This is a genomic window from Cellvibrio fibrivorans, assembly GCF_031457055.1.
GTDB lineage: Bacteria > Pseudomonadota > Gammaproteobacteria > Pseudomonadales > Cellvibrionaceae > Cellvibrio > Cellvibrio fibrivorans.
In genome coordinates this window covers 585,614-600,842 of the sequence record NZ_JAVDVX010000001.1, presented here as the reverse complement: position 1 = coordinate 600,842, position 15,229 = coordinate 585,614, and the positions used below count along the sequence as shown (strand labels likewise).

General features: G+C 51.5%; 8 protein-coding genes. 6 read left to right on the top strand and 2 right to left on the bottom strand.

What is annotated here, in order from left to right:
* The first annotated feature begins 12 nt into the window (after window positions 1-12).
* Together J2X05_RS02525 and J2X05_RS02520 are read left to right on the top strand one after the other, a co-directional pair.
* On the top strand, window positions 13-1,107 hold the full coding sequence (locus J2X05_RS02525; RefSeq protein WP_310068216.1) for a glycoside hydrolase family 5 protein: 1,095 nt from the start codon (window positions 13-15) through the stop codon (window positions 1,105-1,107).
* A 305-nt stretch (window positions 1,108-1,412) separates the two neighbouring features.
* Window positions 1,413-2,579 (top strand): pectate lyase, encoded by a 1,167-nt coding sequence (locus tag J2X05_RS02520; RefSeq protein ID WP_310068213.1) that lies wholly within the window; start codon window positions 1,413-1,415, stop codon window positions 2,577-2,579.
* An 89-nt stretch (window positions 2,580-2,668) separates the two neighbouring features.
* Here the strand turns inward: J2X05_RS02520 and J2X05_RS02515 are convergent, their stop codons facing one another.
* Both J2X05_RS02515 and J2X05_RS02510 read right to left on the bottom strand, forming a co-directional pair.
* Entirely contained in the window at window positions 2,669-3,568 is a 900-nt protein-coding gene (locus tag J2X05_RS02515) for a transporter substrate-binding domain-containing protein (protein WP_310068210.1), read from the bottom strand.
* Window positions 3,569-3,606: 38 nt separating this feature from the next.
* A complete protein-coding gene (locus J2X05_RS02510; RefSeq protein WP_310068207.1) occupies window positions 3,607-6,360 on the bottom strand; it encodes a TonB-dependent receptor in 2,754 nt (917 codons plus the stop codon).
* A 327-nt stretch (window positions 6,361-6,687) separates the two neighbouring features.
* On the opposite strand from J2X05_RS02510, the gene J2X05_RS02505 reads away from it, so the two are divergent.
* The 4 genes from J2X05_RS02505 to J2X05_RS02490 all read left to right on the top strand — a co-directional run bounded on the left by J2X05_RS02505 (window position 6,688) and on the right by J2X05_RS02490 (window position 15,209).
* The gene (locus J2X05_RS02505; RefSeq protein WP_310068204.1) at window positions 6,688-9,972 is read left to right on the top strand and encodes a glycosyl hydrolase; all 3,285 of its coding nucleotides are present in this window, start codon (window positions 6,688-6,690) and stop codon (window positions 9,970-9,972) included.
* A 359-nt stretch (window positions 9,973-10,331) separates the two neighbouring features.
* Window positions 10,332-13,292 (top strand): TonB-dependent receptor, encoded by a 2,961-nt coding sequence (locus J2X05_RS02500; protein ID WP_310068201.1) that lies wholly within the window; start codon window positions 10,332-10,334, stop codon window positions 13,290-13,292.
* 105 nt (window positions 13,293-13,397) lie between these two features.
* The gene (locus J2X05_RS02495; RefSeq protein ID WP_310068198.1) at window positions 13,398-14,126 is read left to right on the top strand and encodes a SapC family protein; all 729 of its coding nucleotides are present in this window, start codon (window positions 13,398-13,400) and stop codon (window positions 14,124-14,126) included.
* A gap of 69 nt (window positions 14,127-14,195) precedes the next feature.
* On the top strand, window positions 14,196-15,209 hold the full coding sequence (locus tag J2X05_RS02490) for a cupin-like domain-containing protein (protein ID WP_310068195.1): 1,014 nt from the start codon (window positions 14,196-14,198) through the stop codon (window positions 15,207-15,209).
* Window positions 15,210-15,229 lie beyond the last annotated feature (20 nt).

Here is a 15,229-nt window from a genome sequence, read left to right as displayed (position 1 = left end):
CGAGGCGCTGCTATGAAATCCCCGCATCACTATTTGAAGCTATTTTTATTTCCGCTGTTTATTTTTATCAGTGCAAATGTGCTGGCCGACGATGCCTGGCAAAACGCCAGCGGTTGGTGGAACGCAACGGATATTCCCGCGTTTGATAAAAGCAAAATCACCCAGCAACTTTCATTGGTAAAAGTGCAGGGCAATAAATTTGTCGATGCCAAGGGCAATGTTGTGATTTTTCGCGGGGTGAATATTGCCGACCCGGATAAAATCGCCAATGACAAACGCTTTACCAAAAAACATTTTGAAGTGATCAAGGCCTGGGGCGCTAATGTGGTGCGTGTGCCGGTACATCCATCGGCCTGGCGCAAGCAGGGTAAAAAAGCCTATTTGGCGCTGCTCGACCAAACTGTTATCTGGGCGAATGAATTGGGTATGTATGTGATTATCGATTGGCACTCGATCGGCAATCTCAAATCGCAAATGTTCCAAAACAATTCCTATTACACCGATAAAGGTGAAACCAACGATTTCTGGCGCACCGTATCCGAACGCTACGCCGGTGTAAATGCCGTGGCTTTCTATGAAATTTTTAATGAGCCGACGGTATTTAGTGGCCGTTTAGGGGTGGTGAGCTGGGCGGAGTGGAAGGCGATCAACGAAGAAATTATCACGGTGATTCAGGCGCACAACCCCAATGCGATTTCACTCGTTGCCGGTTTTAATTGGGCTTACGATTTGACCCCGGTGGCGACTGCACCAATCGAGCGCGAGAATGTGGCTTATGTCAGCCATCCTTACCCGATGAAAGTGGGCGCTCCCTACGAAAAAAATTGGACGCGCGATTTTGGCTTTCTCGCGGATAAATACCCGGTATTCGCCACTGAAATTGGCTACCAGTTAGCAACCGATAAAGGCGCGCATATTCCGGTGATTGACGATGGTAAATACGGCAAACGCATCACTGATTATTTTGGCGATAAAGGTATTAGTTGGGTGGCTTGGGTATTTGATCCGGATTGGTCGCCGCAACTGTTTACCGACTACAACACCTACGAGCCAACCATGCAAGGCAAGCATTTCCGCGAAGTCATGCAGCGCGAAAATAAGAAATAGTTTTTATATAACCCCCTTCCTTACAATCTATGAAAGCAAGAGGCAGCACACAATCATCTTGTGTGCTGCGTCCTGATTTCACACATTGTCACTTAAGTACAATTGTTTTTTTGCGGCGAGCGCGTAGACTCGCCGACACTTGTTGCTACAGCGGCAATAGTTCCAATAACAATAATGAAATAATGTGTTAGTCGGCGTGGTCTCCCAGTTTTTGCAGTTTCTGTTGGTTCAATACCTCATGTGTTTTTGCGGCAGTAGTTTTCGCTTGAAAGCTCAGCCTACTAAATTTCATCGAGGGATTTTTTATGCGTATCAAAATTTTATTGTCCGGGCTGGTGCTCGCCACGCTCGCATCCAGTGCGCTAGCGGCGAATCGCCCCGCGGGCTATGTCACTATCTGTTCTGAAAATAAAACCTGTTCGGTTGCGAATGCAACGACGGTGGCCTTTGGCCGCGCGGATAAATTTACCTATAAATTATTGTCGGGCAGTTTTGTGTGCTCTGAAGCGGTATTTGGCGCGCGCGTTGCCGGTGGCGTAAATGAATGTTCGATAGCGCGCACCACAAATTCAAGCAGCTCTTTACCTGCGCAGTCGTCATCCAGCAAACCGGTAGTGAGCAGTGCGCCCAGCTCGGCACCCAGTTCAAAAAGTTCAGTTAGTAGCGTGAAAAGTTCTGTGGCCAGTTCGTCATCCAGTTCCGTGACCAATCCTCCGGTCGGTAGTTACTATCCGGGTTGTGAAAAACCCGAGCCGACAGAAACTGTGCAATTGCCGGCTACACGTGTTGTTGTCGCAGGTGAAGTGTTTGATGGTTTAAATAAGCGCTACAACCTTTCTGGTGGTGGTCAGGGCGAAGGCCAACCACCGTTGTTTGATGTGCAGGAAGGCGGGGTGGTGCGCAATGTCATTATCGGTTCTGCAGCTGCTGATGGTATCCACTGTAAAGGCAACTGCACCATCGATCATGTGTGGTGGGAAGACATCGGTGAGGATGCAGCAACGGCAATGGGACCAGCGGGAACCATCATGAATGTGACCTGCGGTGCAGCCTTCAATGGTTCGGACAAAACTTTCCAATTTAATGGTCGCGGCGAATTGCACATCAGCAAATTCTATGTGCAAAGCGCAGGTAAATTGGCGCGCACCTGTGGCGACTGCACCAACAACGGTGGCCCGCGCAAGATTGTGATCAACGATGTGATTACGCGCGATGTCAGCACGATTGTGGGTATCAATACCAACTTTGGTGATACCGCCACGATTCGCAATTTAACACTGAACAACAGTGGCACCTCGAAGACCAAAATCTGCCAGGTGTACAAAGGTGTAGTGAAAGGTTCAGGCAGCAGTTCGGCGCTCGGTGTGGAGTTTGATACTCCCAATTGTGATGTACGCCAAGCCGATGTGACCTTGCTCGGTGTCAGCCAAATGAATACCTCTGCTTGTGCGGGATCTTGCCCCATTCCCTAAGCGCTTCGTCGTCCGTAGCGCATCGCTTCTGCCCAATCTGCAAAGATTGGGCAGTTTTTTTATGTGGGCACGGCATCTGGGCAACTGCATTATTTTGGAAAGTTCAGGGGTTTTTCGCATTGACCCTGTTCAGGTAAGTAGGGCGATTTCAAACAAAATATTTTGCGTTGGTTGAGATGCAACTGCGCTATATCAGCGGCGTGATGCTGTTTGAATAACCGATCAAACTCACCGCTGCGCTGCAGTTTTTGCAAACCCAATTTCACCCGCTGCGCCAACTCTGGAAATTGTTTGCTGATGTGCAAATAAATTGGATAGTCGTAGTAGATCAACACATGTGGTTCTACCGCTAAAAACGGGAACTTGGCTTTCTGGTCGCGCCAGGTGTACATCACCTCGTCAGCCCCCAGTGGTAAGCATTCAAAACGTTTGGCGGCAAGCATTTCAAACAGTGCTTCAAAGGTGGGCGCCTGTTTAGGGTGGATGCCATTGTGTTTGTAAATTTCTACATCGGCCCAGTTGAGCCCTTGGGCGATTTGCAATTGGTTGAGCGAGTGTAATTTATCGCTAGCGGGAAAGTTGGCGGGATTGATCAGGCACACGCGATAGCCGAGCAGGCCGCGCAGTATATCGACCGGTACAGTAATCACATCGGCGCGCGCGATCACTGTGCCCGGTGACGCCCAGAGCAGGTTGAGGATTTTGCCCTCGCTGATTAGCAATGCCTGGCGTTTGGCACTGGGCTCCTCACCAAAGGGGACGAGTTGGTACTCGCCAAATTCAGCGCGGGTCACATCCAGGATTTTGGCAATCAATTCAAATTTGTAGGCGTGGCGCGCATCTTTGGCGCCGCGGTCGTAGTAACGCACTACCATCGGATTCGGCGTTGTGGTGGCATCTTCCGGGGGCGCTTTTGCTGTAGTCGATGAGGGCGCGGCCAGTGTGGGCAGCGCCATCAGCAAGATAGATAGGAGCAGGACGTATTTCACGATAAGTCGCTCTTTAGTGGTGGCTTCATAAGCTGGCGCTACCAGGTTAGTCGGGCAGTGATATACCCACGGCGCCCGGCCACATCATAGGTCATGGTATCGGTATTCACATCCAGCCAACTGGCCACGTAAGGGGCGCGCTGGTCGAACAGGTTGTCGATGCCGAGGGCGAGCTGCAACGCCTGGCTGGCCTGATATTGCAGTTGTACATGATGGTAGGTAATGCTTTCCTGGCGTGCGCCTATGGCTTCGGGCGGGGCGCCCAACTGCTTGCCGCTATCCAGATATTGCACGCTGTAGGCGCCTGACCAATCGCCGCGCTCCAGGGTGAGTCGAGCGAGTGAGCGCCACTGCAAATAGCTGCCGCGACCGCTGGTGACCTTACCCGCATACTCGGTTTTGGGCGCTTGTTGGTAGAGCTGGATTTCATAACTGCGCAAATAGCTGCTCTCCCAATCCAGGCGTGCCTGCCAGCTACCCACTGCAAATTCGCTAAATACGCCAATATCGATGCCCTCTTGTTCCTCTTGGGCAGCATTCATCAAACGGGTCGAGAGAAAGTTGACGTCGCCGGAGTTGGGATTGCGGGTGAAGTGCCGATCGCCGCAGAACGGCAGGGACAATAAAGTGGAGTTATAACAGGCGGCGAGACGGGTATTGCCATCGATAGTGACAATGGCCTCGTCGATACTGATGTTGAAGTAGTCCAGACTGAGGGTGAGTGGCACAGCGAAGGCCGGTTGCCACTGGATTCCCAGAGTGCGGGTTTGCGCCTCTTCCGGTTTAAGGTCCGCGTTGCCGCCGAGTATGGTGGGTATGCTGGTGGTTAGCTGCTGGAAATTGGCGGGCACACCATCGGCCAGACAGTTCTGGTAGACAGGTGAGCTGCTGGGCAAGCTGCTCCAGTTGCTGCAGGGGTCGCGGGTGATTTGAAAGAGTACTTGGGTGCCGGAAAACAGTTCGGGGATATTGGGTGTGCGAAAGGCACTTGCAAGGTTGGTGCGCACTTGCAGACTGGGGGTTAGTTGCCAATTGAGCCCCAACTTGTAGTTGGTGGTATTGCCGAACTGGTCGTAATCGGAATAGCGCACAGCGGTGCTCAGTTCCAATGACTCAATACCCGGCAATCTGTTTACAAGCGGAACCTGGGCTTCAATAAATCCTTCGATCGCCTCTAGCTGCCCCTTGACCGGCTCTTGGGGATTGTTGTTGGCGATACCGGCACGGTTGAGTGGATCGGGTGTACGCCAGGCCTTGTCGCGCCGCAGCTCCAGTCCGGTCGCCAGCATCAGTGCACCAGCGGGGACTTGCATCAGTTCCCCGTTCAGGTTGGCACTCAGGCTCTGTTGTTCATTGCCGCCATGGTCGGTGGTATCGAGCATCAGGAAGTCGAGCAGCTCCTGGCTCAGGTCGCCATAGCCCAGGTAGTCACCACAGGGAATACTGGCTCCGGGGGCATTGCTACAGATACTGGTATCGAGCGATTGCTCGACTCGATCGAGGTTGGCGACATTGGTCCAGCCATCGGTGCCGGTATTGCGGCTCCAGTTGATGGCGGTCTGCCAGTGCCAGAGATCGTTGAAGGCGCCCTCCAGCCCAATTAGCCCGTAGTAGTAATTCACATCCTGATAAAAATCCCGCGTACCCGCCTCTAATAGGCGCCTCCGCTCCAGTACCAGCGCCTGCCCGGTCGGGTTGGTGGGGTGATCAGTAGCCAGTGAAATCGGGCGATTGGTACCCAGGGTGCCGGGCGAGGCCAGTTGTTCTGATTCGCGTTTGGTGTAGATAAGTGTGGAGGTGAGCCGCGTTTGCTCATCGAACCGGTATTCGCCTTTTCCACTTAGACTGAAGCGCGCAATCGGATTGACGGCATTGAGATAGGAGTTGGCATTGAAGTTGTGTTTGCTGGCGGAGTAGGGCTCGTAAAAGTCGCCGTCGCCACCCGCGGTCTGGTTGAAGTTGACGCGCTGGCCATTGGCGAGCCGGGCGCGTCCGCCGATGGTATTGCCGCTGTCCACGCAGGTTAATTCGCCGGCGACTTCACCCAAGCCGCAGGGCGCGCGATCTGCCATGTTTACGGCGTCGCTCTCAAAGTGGCTGAGATTCAGCAGCAGCGAACCCTGTTCGCCGCGCGTGCCCCAACTTATTTGCGCCGCTTGCTCGGCGCCATCCTGCTGGCTGGTTTCACCATAGCGGACACTGGCCTCACCACCTGCAAGCCCGGTGCGGGTGATGATATTAACCACCCCGGCGACCGCGTCGGCACCGTAAATTGCCGAGGCGCCATCGCGGAAAATTTCAATCCGCTCAACCAGTGCCAAAGGGATTGCATTCAGGTCAACCGCCGCGTTGGCGCCGGTGCCGCCATTGGCCAGACGGTGGCCATCAAGCAAGACCAGGGTGCGGTTGATGCCTAACCCGCGCAGATTGACATGGGTACTGCCATTGCCATTGACTGCCCAGTAGGCGTTGCTCTGGTTGCCGGCATAACCTGCCGATAGGGGTAGGCGTTGCAGCAGTGCTTCCAGTGAAGTGGCGCCGGTGCGGACAATGGTATCCCGGTCAATCAGGGTAATAGGGCCGGTGGGTGAGGCGTTGGCAGCAGATATATGGCTGCCGGTAATGCGGGTTTGCATCAACTCGCTCAGGTCCATATTCAGGTAATCATCGATGGAGCTGGCGGGTTGGGCGTAGCTGCCAGAGGTTAGCACCAAGCCTGCCAGAAGCATCAAAGCGGCCGGTATTGGTAATTCTGGATGGTGATAACGTATTAACGTATTACTGGGTGGCATAAATGGGGGTCCGGGGATGAACTGGCTGATCTAAGCCTAGTCGCTTAAAGAATAGCAGCCGAAATATGTGCTGGCATTAGCTGTCACCAAACATTCCCTCTTCACAAAAACGTAAAGTGAAACAGGCCCAGTTTGCATTTTAGCGCCAACATGGGACGACCGGACTTAATTTCAGGTAGACGATAACCACACTGGAGCACAGTTTCCCCCCAGTCTCAGGGCAATCCGACAACAGGAATCTAACAACAATAACAGTGACGTAGTAATCCACCAGAGACGCTTGTGCTCCCGGTTCAAATAATCAATAACAATTATTGGGTCACTAATATGAAACGATTCAAACGAGTCCTGCTTCTGCTGGGCGCGCTGGGTTTTGCCCATGCGAGCCAATCTGCAATCCTCAATTATGGCGCCGGTAATATCAGCGATACCATTAACACCGCGGGCTGGAAATGTACCGTCGATTACGGTAACTGGATCCACAATGCCGGTGTGGTCAAGCCCGGTGTCAGCAGTTGTAATCCCATAGGTGCGCCTACCCAACTGTATCCGCAAGAAGTCGCACCCGCGAGCACCAAGCCCACCATGACTCACCGCTGGTGGGGTTCAATCCCGTTTATGGGTGAGATGAAGGTCGGTGCTTCAACTGATTCTGGCTATATCACCCCCGATCCCATCACCGCGCGGATTACCGAGCGCGGTGTGCGTATCCTGGGGATTCCCGGTGGCCTGCGCACCGGTACCAACGATACCCTCTACTCAATTCCCGATCCGTTCAGCGAAGTATTTGACGGTATCGCGGTTGGCAACTCGGCCTATTCCAATCTGGAAGCCTTCCTGAAAGATTACAGCGATGGTTCGGTCACTGTGCAATGGAAAAGCGGCGCTACCGCCGTAATGGAAGCGACTTTCGTGCACGGCTCCCCCTACGTGTACTTCACTGCCCTACAGGGCAATCTGGTTATTCGCACCAAGTCGGCTGATGGCGGCGAGAAGGGTGTGTTCCACCAAAGTGGCAACAACCTGGGGATTTGGACTGATGTGGCGGGCAACCGCAATGCCTTCCTGATTGTCGGCCACGATGCCACCACCTATAGCGGTGTGAACACCAACAGCATCGGTGTTAACAACAGCACCAAGCGCATGACGGTGGCCTGGTTGCCACAGCTGGCCGGTACTCCGGACGCAGCAATGATCTCTGCCTTTGCCCAGTATGCTGCGCAGCGTGTGGACAAGGTAAATATCAACTACACCGTTGATCGCGCGGCCAACAAAGTGACCGTCAGCCACCAGTACCAATTCAACGGTGCCAATGTGACGACTATGGCGGGCCTCTTGCCCTTGCACTGGAAAAACTCTACGCAAGGCGTCACCAGTTACAAAGTGCGCTCTGCGCGCGGTGTGACCAAGTTTGCGGCGACCAGCAACTTTAGTTACACCATCCCTTATGTGGGGGTGTTGCCTTACTTCCCGGAAAACATTGGCGATTACAACGCGACCCAATTGCGCGCGCTGGTGACCGAATTTGTTAATCAGGGTACATCCAAGTGGAACACCGCGACCGACACCTACTGGGCCGGTAAAAACTACGGCAAAGTTGCTGAACTGGCAGCGATTGCCCGTTCCATCGGCATGACCACCGAAGCCAACCAGATGATCGTCTGGCTCAAGGCTGAGTTGCAGGATTGGTTCCGCGCCAATACTACCGGCGCCCTGGATACCACCAAATACTTCGCCTACGAAAGTAACTGGAACACCTTGCTTGGGTTTGATGAATCCTTCGGCGCGCAACAACAGCTGAACGATCACCACTTCCACTATGGTTACTTTGTGCGTGCCGCTGCGGAAATCTGCCGTATCGATGCTGCCTGGTGTGGATCTACCCAATACGGCCCCATGGTCGAGTTGCTGATCCGCGATTATGCCGCTGGCCGCGACGATGCCATGTTCCCCTACCTGCGCAACTTTGACCCAGCCTACGGTTTCTCCTGGGCATCTGGCCACGCCAACTTCGCCCTGGGTAACAACAACGAATCGACTTCAGAAGCCGCTAACGCTTACGGCGCTATCGTCCTGTACGGCATGATCACCGGCAACAACGCCATCACCGAGCGCGGTATGTACTTGCATGCCTCATCGACTGCGGCCTACTGGGAATACTGGAACAATATCGACCGCTACAAAGGTCTGGGTGGTGATTACGACAACTTCACCTCGACTTATACCAAGCCGACTACCTCAATTATCTGGGGCAACGGCCATGTGTTCTCTACCTGGTTCAGCGGTGCCTACGCGCACATCCTCGGTATTCAAGGCCTGCCACTCAGCCCGCTGGTACTGCATATCGGCCAACACCCAGGCTACCTGAATAACTATGTGACCCTGGGCTTGAGCGAGTCTTCCAACGGCAAACCGTCCGGCCTGCCCAACGGCCAATGGCGCGATGTCTGGTGGAATATCTGGTCCATGACCAACGGCCAGGCGGCGGTGGACGATATGTTGGCCTACGGCCTGAACAATCTGATCCCGGAAGAAGGCGAGACCAAAGCGCACACCTATCACTGGGTGTACACCTACAAACAACTGGGTCATCTGGCGACCGGTACCGGTGCGCTGACTGCTAACCACCCGGCGGCGGTAGCATTCAACAAGAACGGCATCTTGACCTATATCGCCTACAACTTCGGTTGCGCAGCTATCAATGTGGCTTACTCCGATGGCACCAGCTTCTCGGTTCCCGCAAAAGGCTATGCCTTGAAGCGCACTGGTCAATCGGTAGTATCCAGCGGTGCTGGTTGTGGTGGTACGAGCAGCTCAGCGCCAAGTTCGGTGCCTCCGAGCAGTGTTGCGCCATCCTCAAGATCGTCAGTGGCACCAAGCTCTGTTGCCAGTTCAGTCGCGGCTACGCCTTACGGTCACACTGTACTGACCGGCAACAGCGTGCGTTTCCATGCGAACAATGCGGCTTGGGCGGATATTCACTACACCATCAACGGTGGTGCGCAGCAAAACATTCGCATGACCAATGCGAGCAATAACAACACCTATACCCTGACCAACATTCCGGCAGGTGCGACCGTGCGCTACTTCTTCACCATCGCCCAGGGCGCAGGTGCAATTGATACCGCATGGGTGCAATTCGGTTGCTGCTCCGGCGGCACCTCAAGCACTCCCGCTAGCAGCACTCCCGCTTCCAGTAGTCGTAGCTCTGTAGCCAGCTCGGCTCCAGCGTTCAGCCAGCTTGTTCAGGCGGAAGCATTTACGGCGATGAGCGGCGTACAGACGGAAGCCACCACCGATACTAACGGCGGTCAAAACGTGTCTTACATAGATGCAGGTGATTGGATGGCCTACGCCAATATCACCATCCCGACCACCGGCAGCTATCGCATCGAATACCGCGTCGCCAGCCCTTCAGGTTCATTGCTGTCATCTGACCTGAATGCAGGTGCTATCCAGCTGGGCAATGTGACAATCCCGGCGACTGGTGGCTGGCAAAACTGGACGACTGTAAGCCAAACGGTGACCTTGAATGCGGGCACCCACAGCTTTGGCATCTTTGCGCAGCAGTCAGGGTGGAATTTGAACTGGTTCCGGATTACCAAGTTGTAACTATCGCTTAAAACAACCAGTGGGATAAACCTGACCCCTGCCAGAGCCAACTCTGTCAGGGGTTTTTTATGCGTACCACTTTTTATGTTGTGTAGAATTTACACACCCCTGGTAATGCGTAAAAATTAATTAAGTTATTGAAAAATAACAATATTAAGTCTTCCCACCCAGGGTCGCAAAAAGTGATATGCCTCAGGTTGGCGTATTTTTCAAGGTGGGACGACACCTTAGGCGTCAGTTGTGATTATGGAGTGGCTAGAAAAGCAGTTGTGATCCGGCAGAGGGGGATTTGTGAGAGAACCGCCTACATGCTCCGGGCCGACAAATAAGTCCATACCAATAAATAAATGGAGAACTCCATGAGTAAGACACTAACAATGACACAATCAACTGGCTTTAAGAGAAAATTGATCGCAACCGCCATTGCATCCGCCATGATTGGCGTAAGTGGTATTGCGCTCGCACAAGACGATAACGTGGAAGAAGTTCTGGTTACCGGTATTAAAGGTAGCTTGCAGCGCGCGATGGACACCAAGCGCGAAGCCAAAGGTGTAGTTGATGCCATCTCTGCAGAAGATATCGGCAAGTTCCCTGATACCAACCTGGCAGAATCTTTACAGCGTATTTCGGGTGTATCTATCAGTCGTAATAACAACGAAGGTAGCCAAATCACTGTGCGTGGCTTTGGTCCAGACTTCAACTTGGTGACCTTAAATAATCGCCAGATGCCCACCAACGGTTCCAGCCGTAGTTTTGAGTTTTCTGACCTTGCAGCAGAAACTGTAAGCGGCGTGGAAGTGTACAAAACCTTCAGCGCAACCCGTGCAAGCGGTGGTATCGGCTCACTGGTCAATATTAAGACTGCCCGTCCGCTGGATAACCCAGGCTTGAAGGCTTCTGTGGGTGCCAAGGCAGTAATGGATACCACTAACGAAGTGGGTGAAGACCTGACTCCGGAAGTATCCGGTATTTTCAGTAATACCTTCGCGGACGATACTATTGGCATCGCAATCTCCGGCTCCTACCAAGAGCGTGACAACCGCGCAGTGAATGCGGATATTGCTAACTGGCGCAATAACATCGACTTCGAAACTGCGGCCGGCGCTAACTTGACTGTGCTGGAAGATAACCGTGCCGACAAAAACGGCAACATCTACTACCCAAGAAACTTTGGTTATGGCATTGAGGATTTCCATCGCGAGAGAACCAATGGCCAGTTGGTATTGCAATACGCCCCAACCGACACCATCAAAACCACTCTGGATTACACCTATGCCAAAGTAGACCTGACTGCATTGAATACCGGTGTAGGTATTTGGTACAACGACTCGGGTAGCGATGCGCGTGAGGTGGTTATCGATAAGAACGGTACCATCACCCGTTTGACCGCTGCTGGCGACGACTTTGCTTCCAATATCCGCTTGAATACTTCCGAAACTGAAAATAACTCAGTGGGCTTTAACGCAGAGTGGGAAGCGAATGACAACCTGACCCTGGAGTTTGACGCGCACAACTCTACCAATGAAAACGGTGGTGTTGGCCGTGGTCAAAATGCCTTCTTGATTCTGGCAGCTGCCTCTATCGATAAAAAGACCTACGATGCAACTGCTGGTGCAGATATTCCTTATATGCATGTCACCTTCAAGCCTAATGGTCCTGGCATCGTAGATGGTTTCCCGACAGCTGCGTCTTATGACTCACTCTTTGGTGAAGCTAACCTGGCGCTCAACAAATCTGAAGTGACCCAGTTCCAAATCAACGGAACTTTTGACACCAATGCTGATTCAGGTATTACCTCAATCGATTTTGGTGTGGGTCAATCTGAAATTGCCAACCGCTGGCGCAGTTACAGTACTGGCCAATTGCCGGCTGGTTGGTATGGTGGCAACGCTAACTTGTTCCCGGATGAAGTATTCAAGCAAGAGAAACTCAATGGTTTGACCCCGTCATTCTCTGGTGGTGGCTCAAACGTGCCTTTCTATCATTCATGGGATTTCGAAACCAACGTGGGTGTATTGGAAAATGGCAAATGGAAAGATCCAGTAGATTGGGCATGGGGTTCAGGTCCAACGGCGTGTAAGCCTTGTGTAATGCGTCCAGATCTTAACGGTAACCCTGTCAACGACCATAAAGTCACCGAAGACACAACCAGTGCTTATGTTGAATTTAACAACCAAGGCGACTTGGCCGGTATGCCAATGCAAATCACTACTGGTTTGCGTTATGAGTCAACTGATGTTGAATCCAACAGCTTCCAAAGAGACCCAACTCAACTGGTATGGGTAAGTTCAACTGAGTGGAGCCTTAACCGCGCCGCTACCAGCAGCTACACCGCTGAAAAAGGTGACTACGATATCTGGTTGCCAAGTATGGATGTTGGCTTGGATATTACTGATGACGTTAAAGGTCGTCTCAGCTATAGCAAATCGGTTACCCGTCCGTCGTTGGGCGCTATGATTGGCACCTTTGACGTTACCTCGCGTCCGAAGCCGGGTGAAAGAACTGGTACTGCAGGCAACCCGGATTTGCAGCCCTATTCATCTAACAACTTCGACTTGTCATCCGAGTGGTATTACAACGAAGCAAGCTATGTATCAGCTGGTTTGTTTGTTAAGCAGGTAGATGACTTCATTGTGAACGAGATCGTTGCGCGTGAAGTGGGCAACCTGAGAGATCCTTCACAAGGTCCTCGCACTGCGCAAGCAATTGCTGATCTGAAAGCAGCGGGTAAGGATGCGAACGACGCAACCAACGTGCTCAATCAAATCCGTATTAACACTGGCTTGGCACCAACTGACGCTGTCGTACAAAACGACGCAGATCCACTGGCCTTATTTAACGTATCGCAGCCAGTCAATCAGGAACAAGCACAGCTGTACGGTTGGGAATTTGCTGTACAACATATGTTTGGTGAATCAGGTTTTGGTGTTCAAGCGAACGCCACGCTCGTTGATGGCGATCTGGAAGTTGATAACGCATCAACTGACTTCCAGTTCGTTCTGCCAGGTATGAGTGACTCAGCCAACTTGATCGGTTTCTACGACAAGAATGGTTTGCAAGTGCGTATTGCGTATAACTGGCGTGACACATACTTGCAAGGCGTTGGCGAAGGTAATGCACCTTACTACGTTGAAGAATATGGTCAAATTGACATGACAGTTAGCTATGAGCTGCCATTTGCTGAAGGTCTGACCGTGTTTGTTGAAGGTATCAATCTCAACGATGCTTCCCAGCGCGTGTACGCCCGTTACGAAAACCAGTTTAAATCGGCCTACCAGTATGGTGCGCGTTACAACATGGGTGTTCGTTACAGCTTCTAATAACGTTCAGGTTGTTATGTAAGACAAGGAAAAGCCGCTGATATCCTGGCGGCTTTTTCTTTTTTTAATTTCATCGTTTTATCAATTAGTTTCCGGGAGCTGTGTGTGGCCAAGAATGAATTGCTCAGTAATGTCACCCATAAGGATTTAAAAATTATTCAGGGGCACACTAGCCGCGGTGGTGACAACGTTGGTTACGCTGCAATTATTCCCTGGGAATTTCGCCAGGCAGCAGCTTGCTACCCGATTTTTTTTCGTCGGACGAAAAGCGATAACCAATTTGAAGTGGTTGCTTTGTTTGGTTTCGCACCTGATGAAAATCTGTATGTCAGCGATCAGCGCAGAGAGGATATTTATATTCCCCTGTCGGTTGCGCGAATTCCGTTTGCGATTGGCTATACTCAGGATACTGAAACCGGCCAGCGTGAACCTGTGGTGCATGTCGACATGGATCACCCGCGAGTCAGTTTTACTGAAGGCAACCCGGTGTTCCTGGAACATGGTGGCAATTCTCCTTATCTGGATAACATCAACAGCATCCTTGCAGAGTTAATTAATGGGGTGAATGTATGCAAGCGCTTCACCGATATTTTGCAGGCGGAAGATTTGCTTGAACCCTTTGTATTAAAAATTACTTTGGATAATGGCCAGCAAATCGAAATGGGTGGCTTCTATACGATCAATGAAAAAGTGCTACGCGATTTAAACGCTGAACAATTAGCGCGTTTGCACAGCCAGAATTTTCTGGAATTGATTTATATGTCCATCGCCTCATTGGCCAATATTAAAAAACTGATCAATAAGAAAAACGCCTTGTTAAAAAATAAAATTTAAGAAATTGAACGCTTCACACTTGAAAACCAGTGCAATTGAAGCAGAGATTGATACTGAGAGAAGGTTTCTATGTTGGATAACATGCAGCCGATCAAAACGTTCAACGGTATTGCACCTGACGCAATTCCCCAAGCGGTTTTGGAATCGCCCGTGCCGCTGGTATTAAAAGGTTTGGTAAAAGATTGGCCAATTGTGAAAGCGGCAGGGCAGTCAGCTGAGGCGGGTTACAACTATCTATGCCAATTTTATAATGGCGAATTGGTCAATACCGCGATTGGGGATAGCGATAATAAAGGTGCTATTTTTTACAATCAGGATTTCAGTGGTTTTGCCTACGAACGTGCGCGTTCGTCCTTAACCAATGCCTATAACAATATTAAGAATTTGCACGCTAGCGGTTCAGAGCGCGCCTATTATGTCGACTCAGCGCCTGTTGATATGTGTGCGCCCGGTTTTCGCGCGCACAATGATTTACAACTCGGGCAATTTATCCCGCGTGTCAGTTTGTGGATGGGCAATAAAACCATAGTGTCAGCGCACCATGATATTCCCGACAATATTGCCTGCGTGGTCATTGGCAAACGCCGCTTTGTACTCTTTCCTCCCAATCAATTAAACAATCTGTATATCGGCCCGCTGGATTTTAATCCTGCCGGCCCCGCCATCAGCATGGTGGATTTACACAATCCGGATTTTGAAAAATATCCACGCTATCGTGAAGCCTTGGCGCACGCACAAATCGCGGAACTGGATGCAGGTGATGCCATTTATATTCCCAGCATGTGGTGGCACCACGTAGAAGGGTTGATGCCCTTTAATCTAATGGTGAATTATTGGTGGACAGCCTTTCCCTCTTACGTGGGTTCACCGCAGGATGCTTTCACCCATGCATTGATGAATATCCGTACCCTGCCGGAAGATGAGCGTCAGCATTGGAAAAATATGTTTGATCATTACATTTTCAATTCCAGCCCCGAAAAGTTTGAACATATTCCGCAAGAAAAACTGGGCATATTGGGTGACATGGATGAAATGGCTGCGCGCCGCTTGCGCTCGCAACTACTCAATCGTTTGAATCGTTAACAGCATTTTTACTAATACTG

What these genes read in the sequence shown, in the direction of transcription:
- J2X05_RS02525 (WP_310068216.1), top strand. Translation starts at nt 13, where the DNA reads ATGAAATCCCCGCATCACTATTTGAAGCTATTTTTATTTCCGCTGTTT.
- J2X05_RS02520 (WP_310068213.1), top strand. Translation starts at nt 1,413, where the DNA reads ATGCGTATCAAAATTTTATTGTCCGGGCTGGTGCTCGCCACGCTCGCA.
- J2X05_RS02500 (WP_310068201.1), top strand. Translation starts at nt 10,332, where the DNA reads ATGAGTAAGACACTAACAATGACACAATCAACTGGCTTTAAGAGAAAA.
- J2X05_RS02490 (WP_310068195.1), top strand. Translation starts at nt 14,196, where the DNA reads ATGTTGGATAACATGCAGCCGATCAAAACGTTCAACGGTATTGCACCT.
- J2X05_RS02505 (WP_310068204.1), top strand. Translation starts at nt 6,688, where the DNA reads ATGAAACGATTCAAACGAGTCCTGCTTCTGCTGGGCGCGCTGGGTTTT.
- J2X05_RS02510 (WP_310068207.1), bottom strand. Translation starts at nt 6,360, where the DNA reads ATGCCACCCAGTAATACGTTAATACGTTATCACCATCCAGAATTACCA.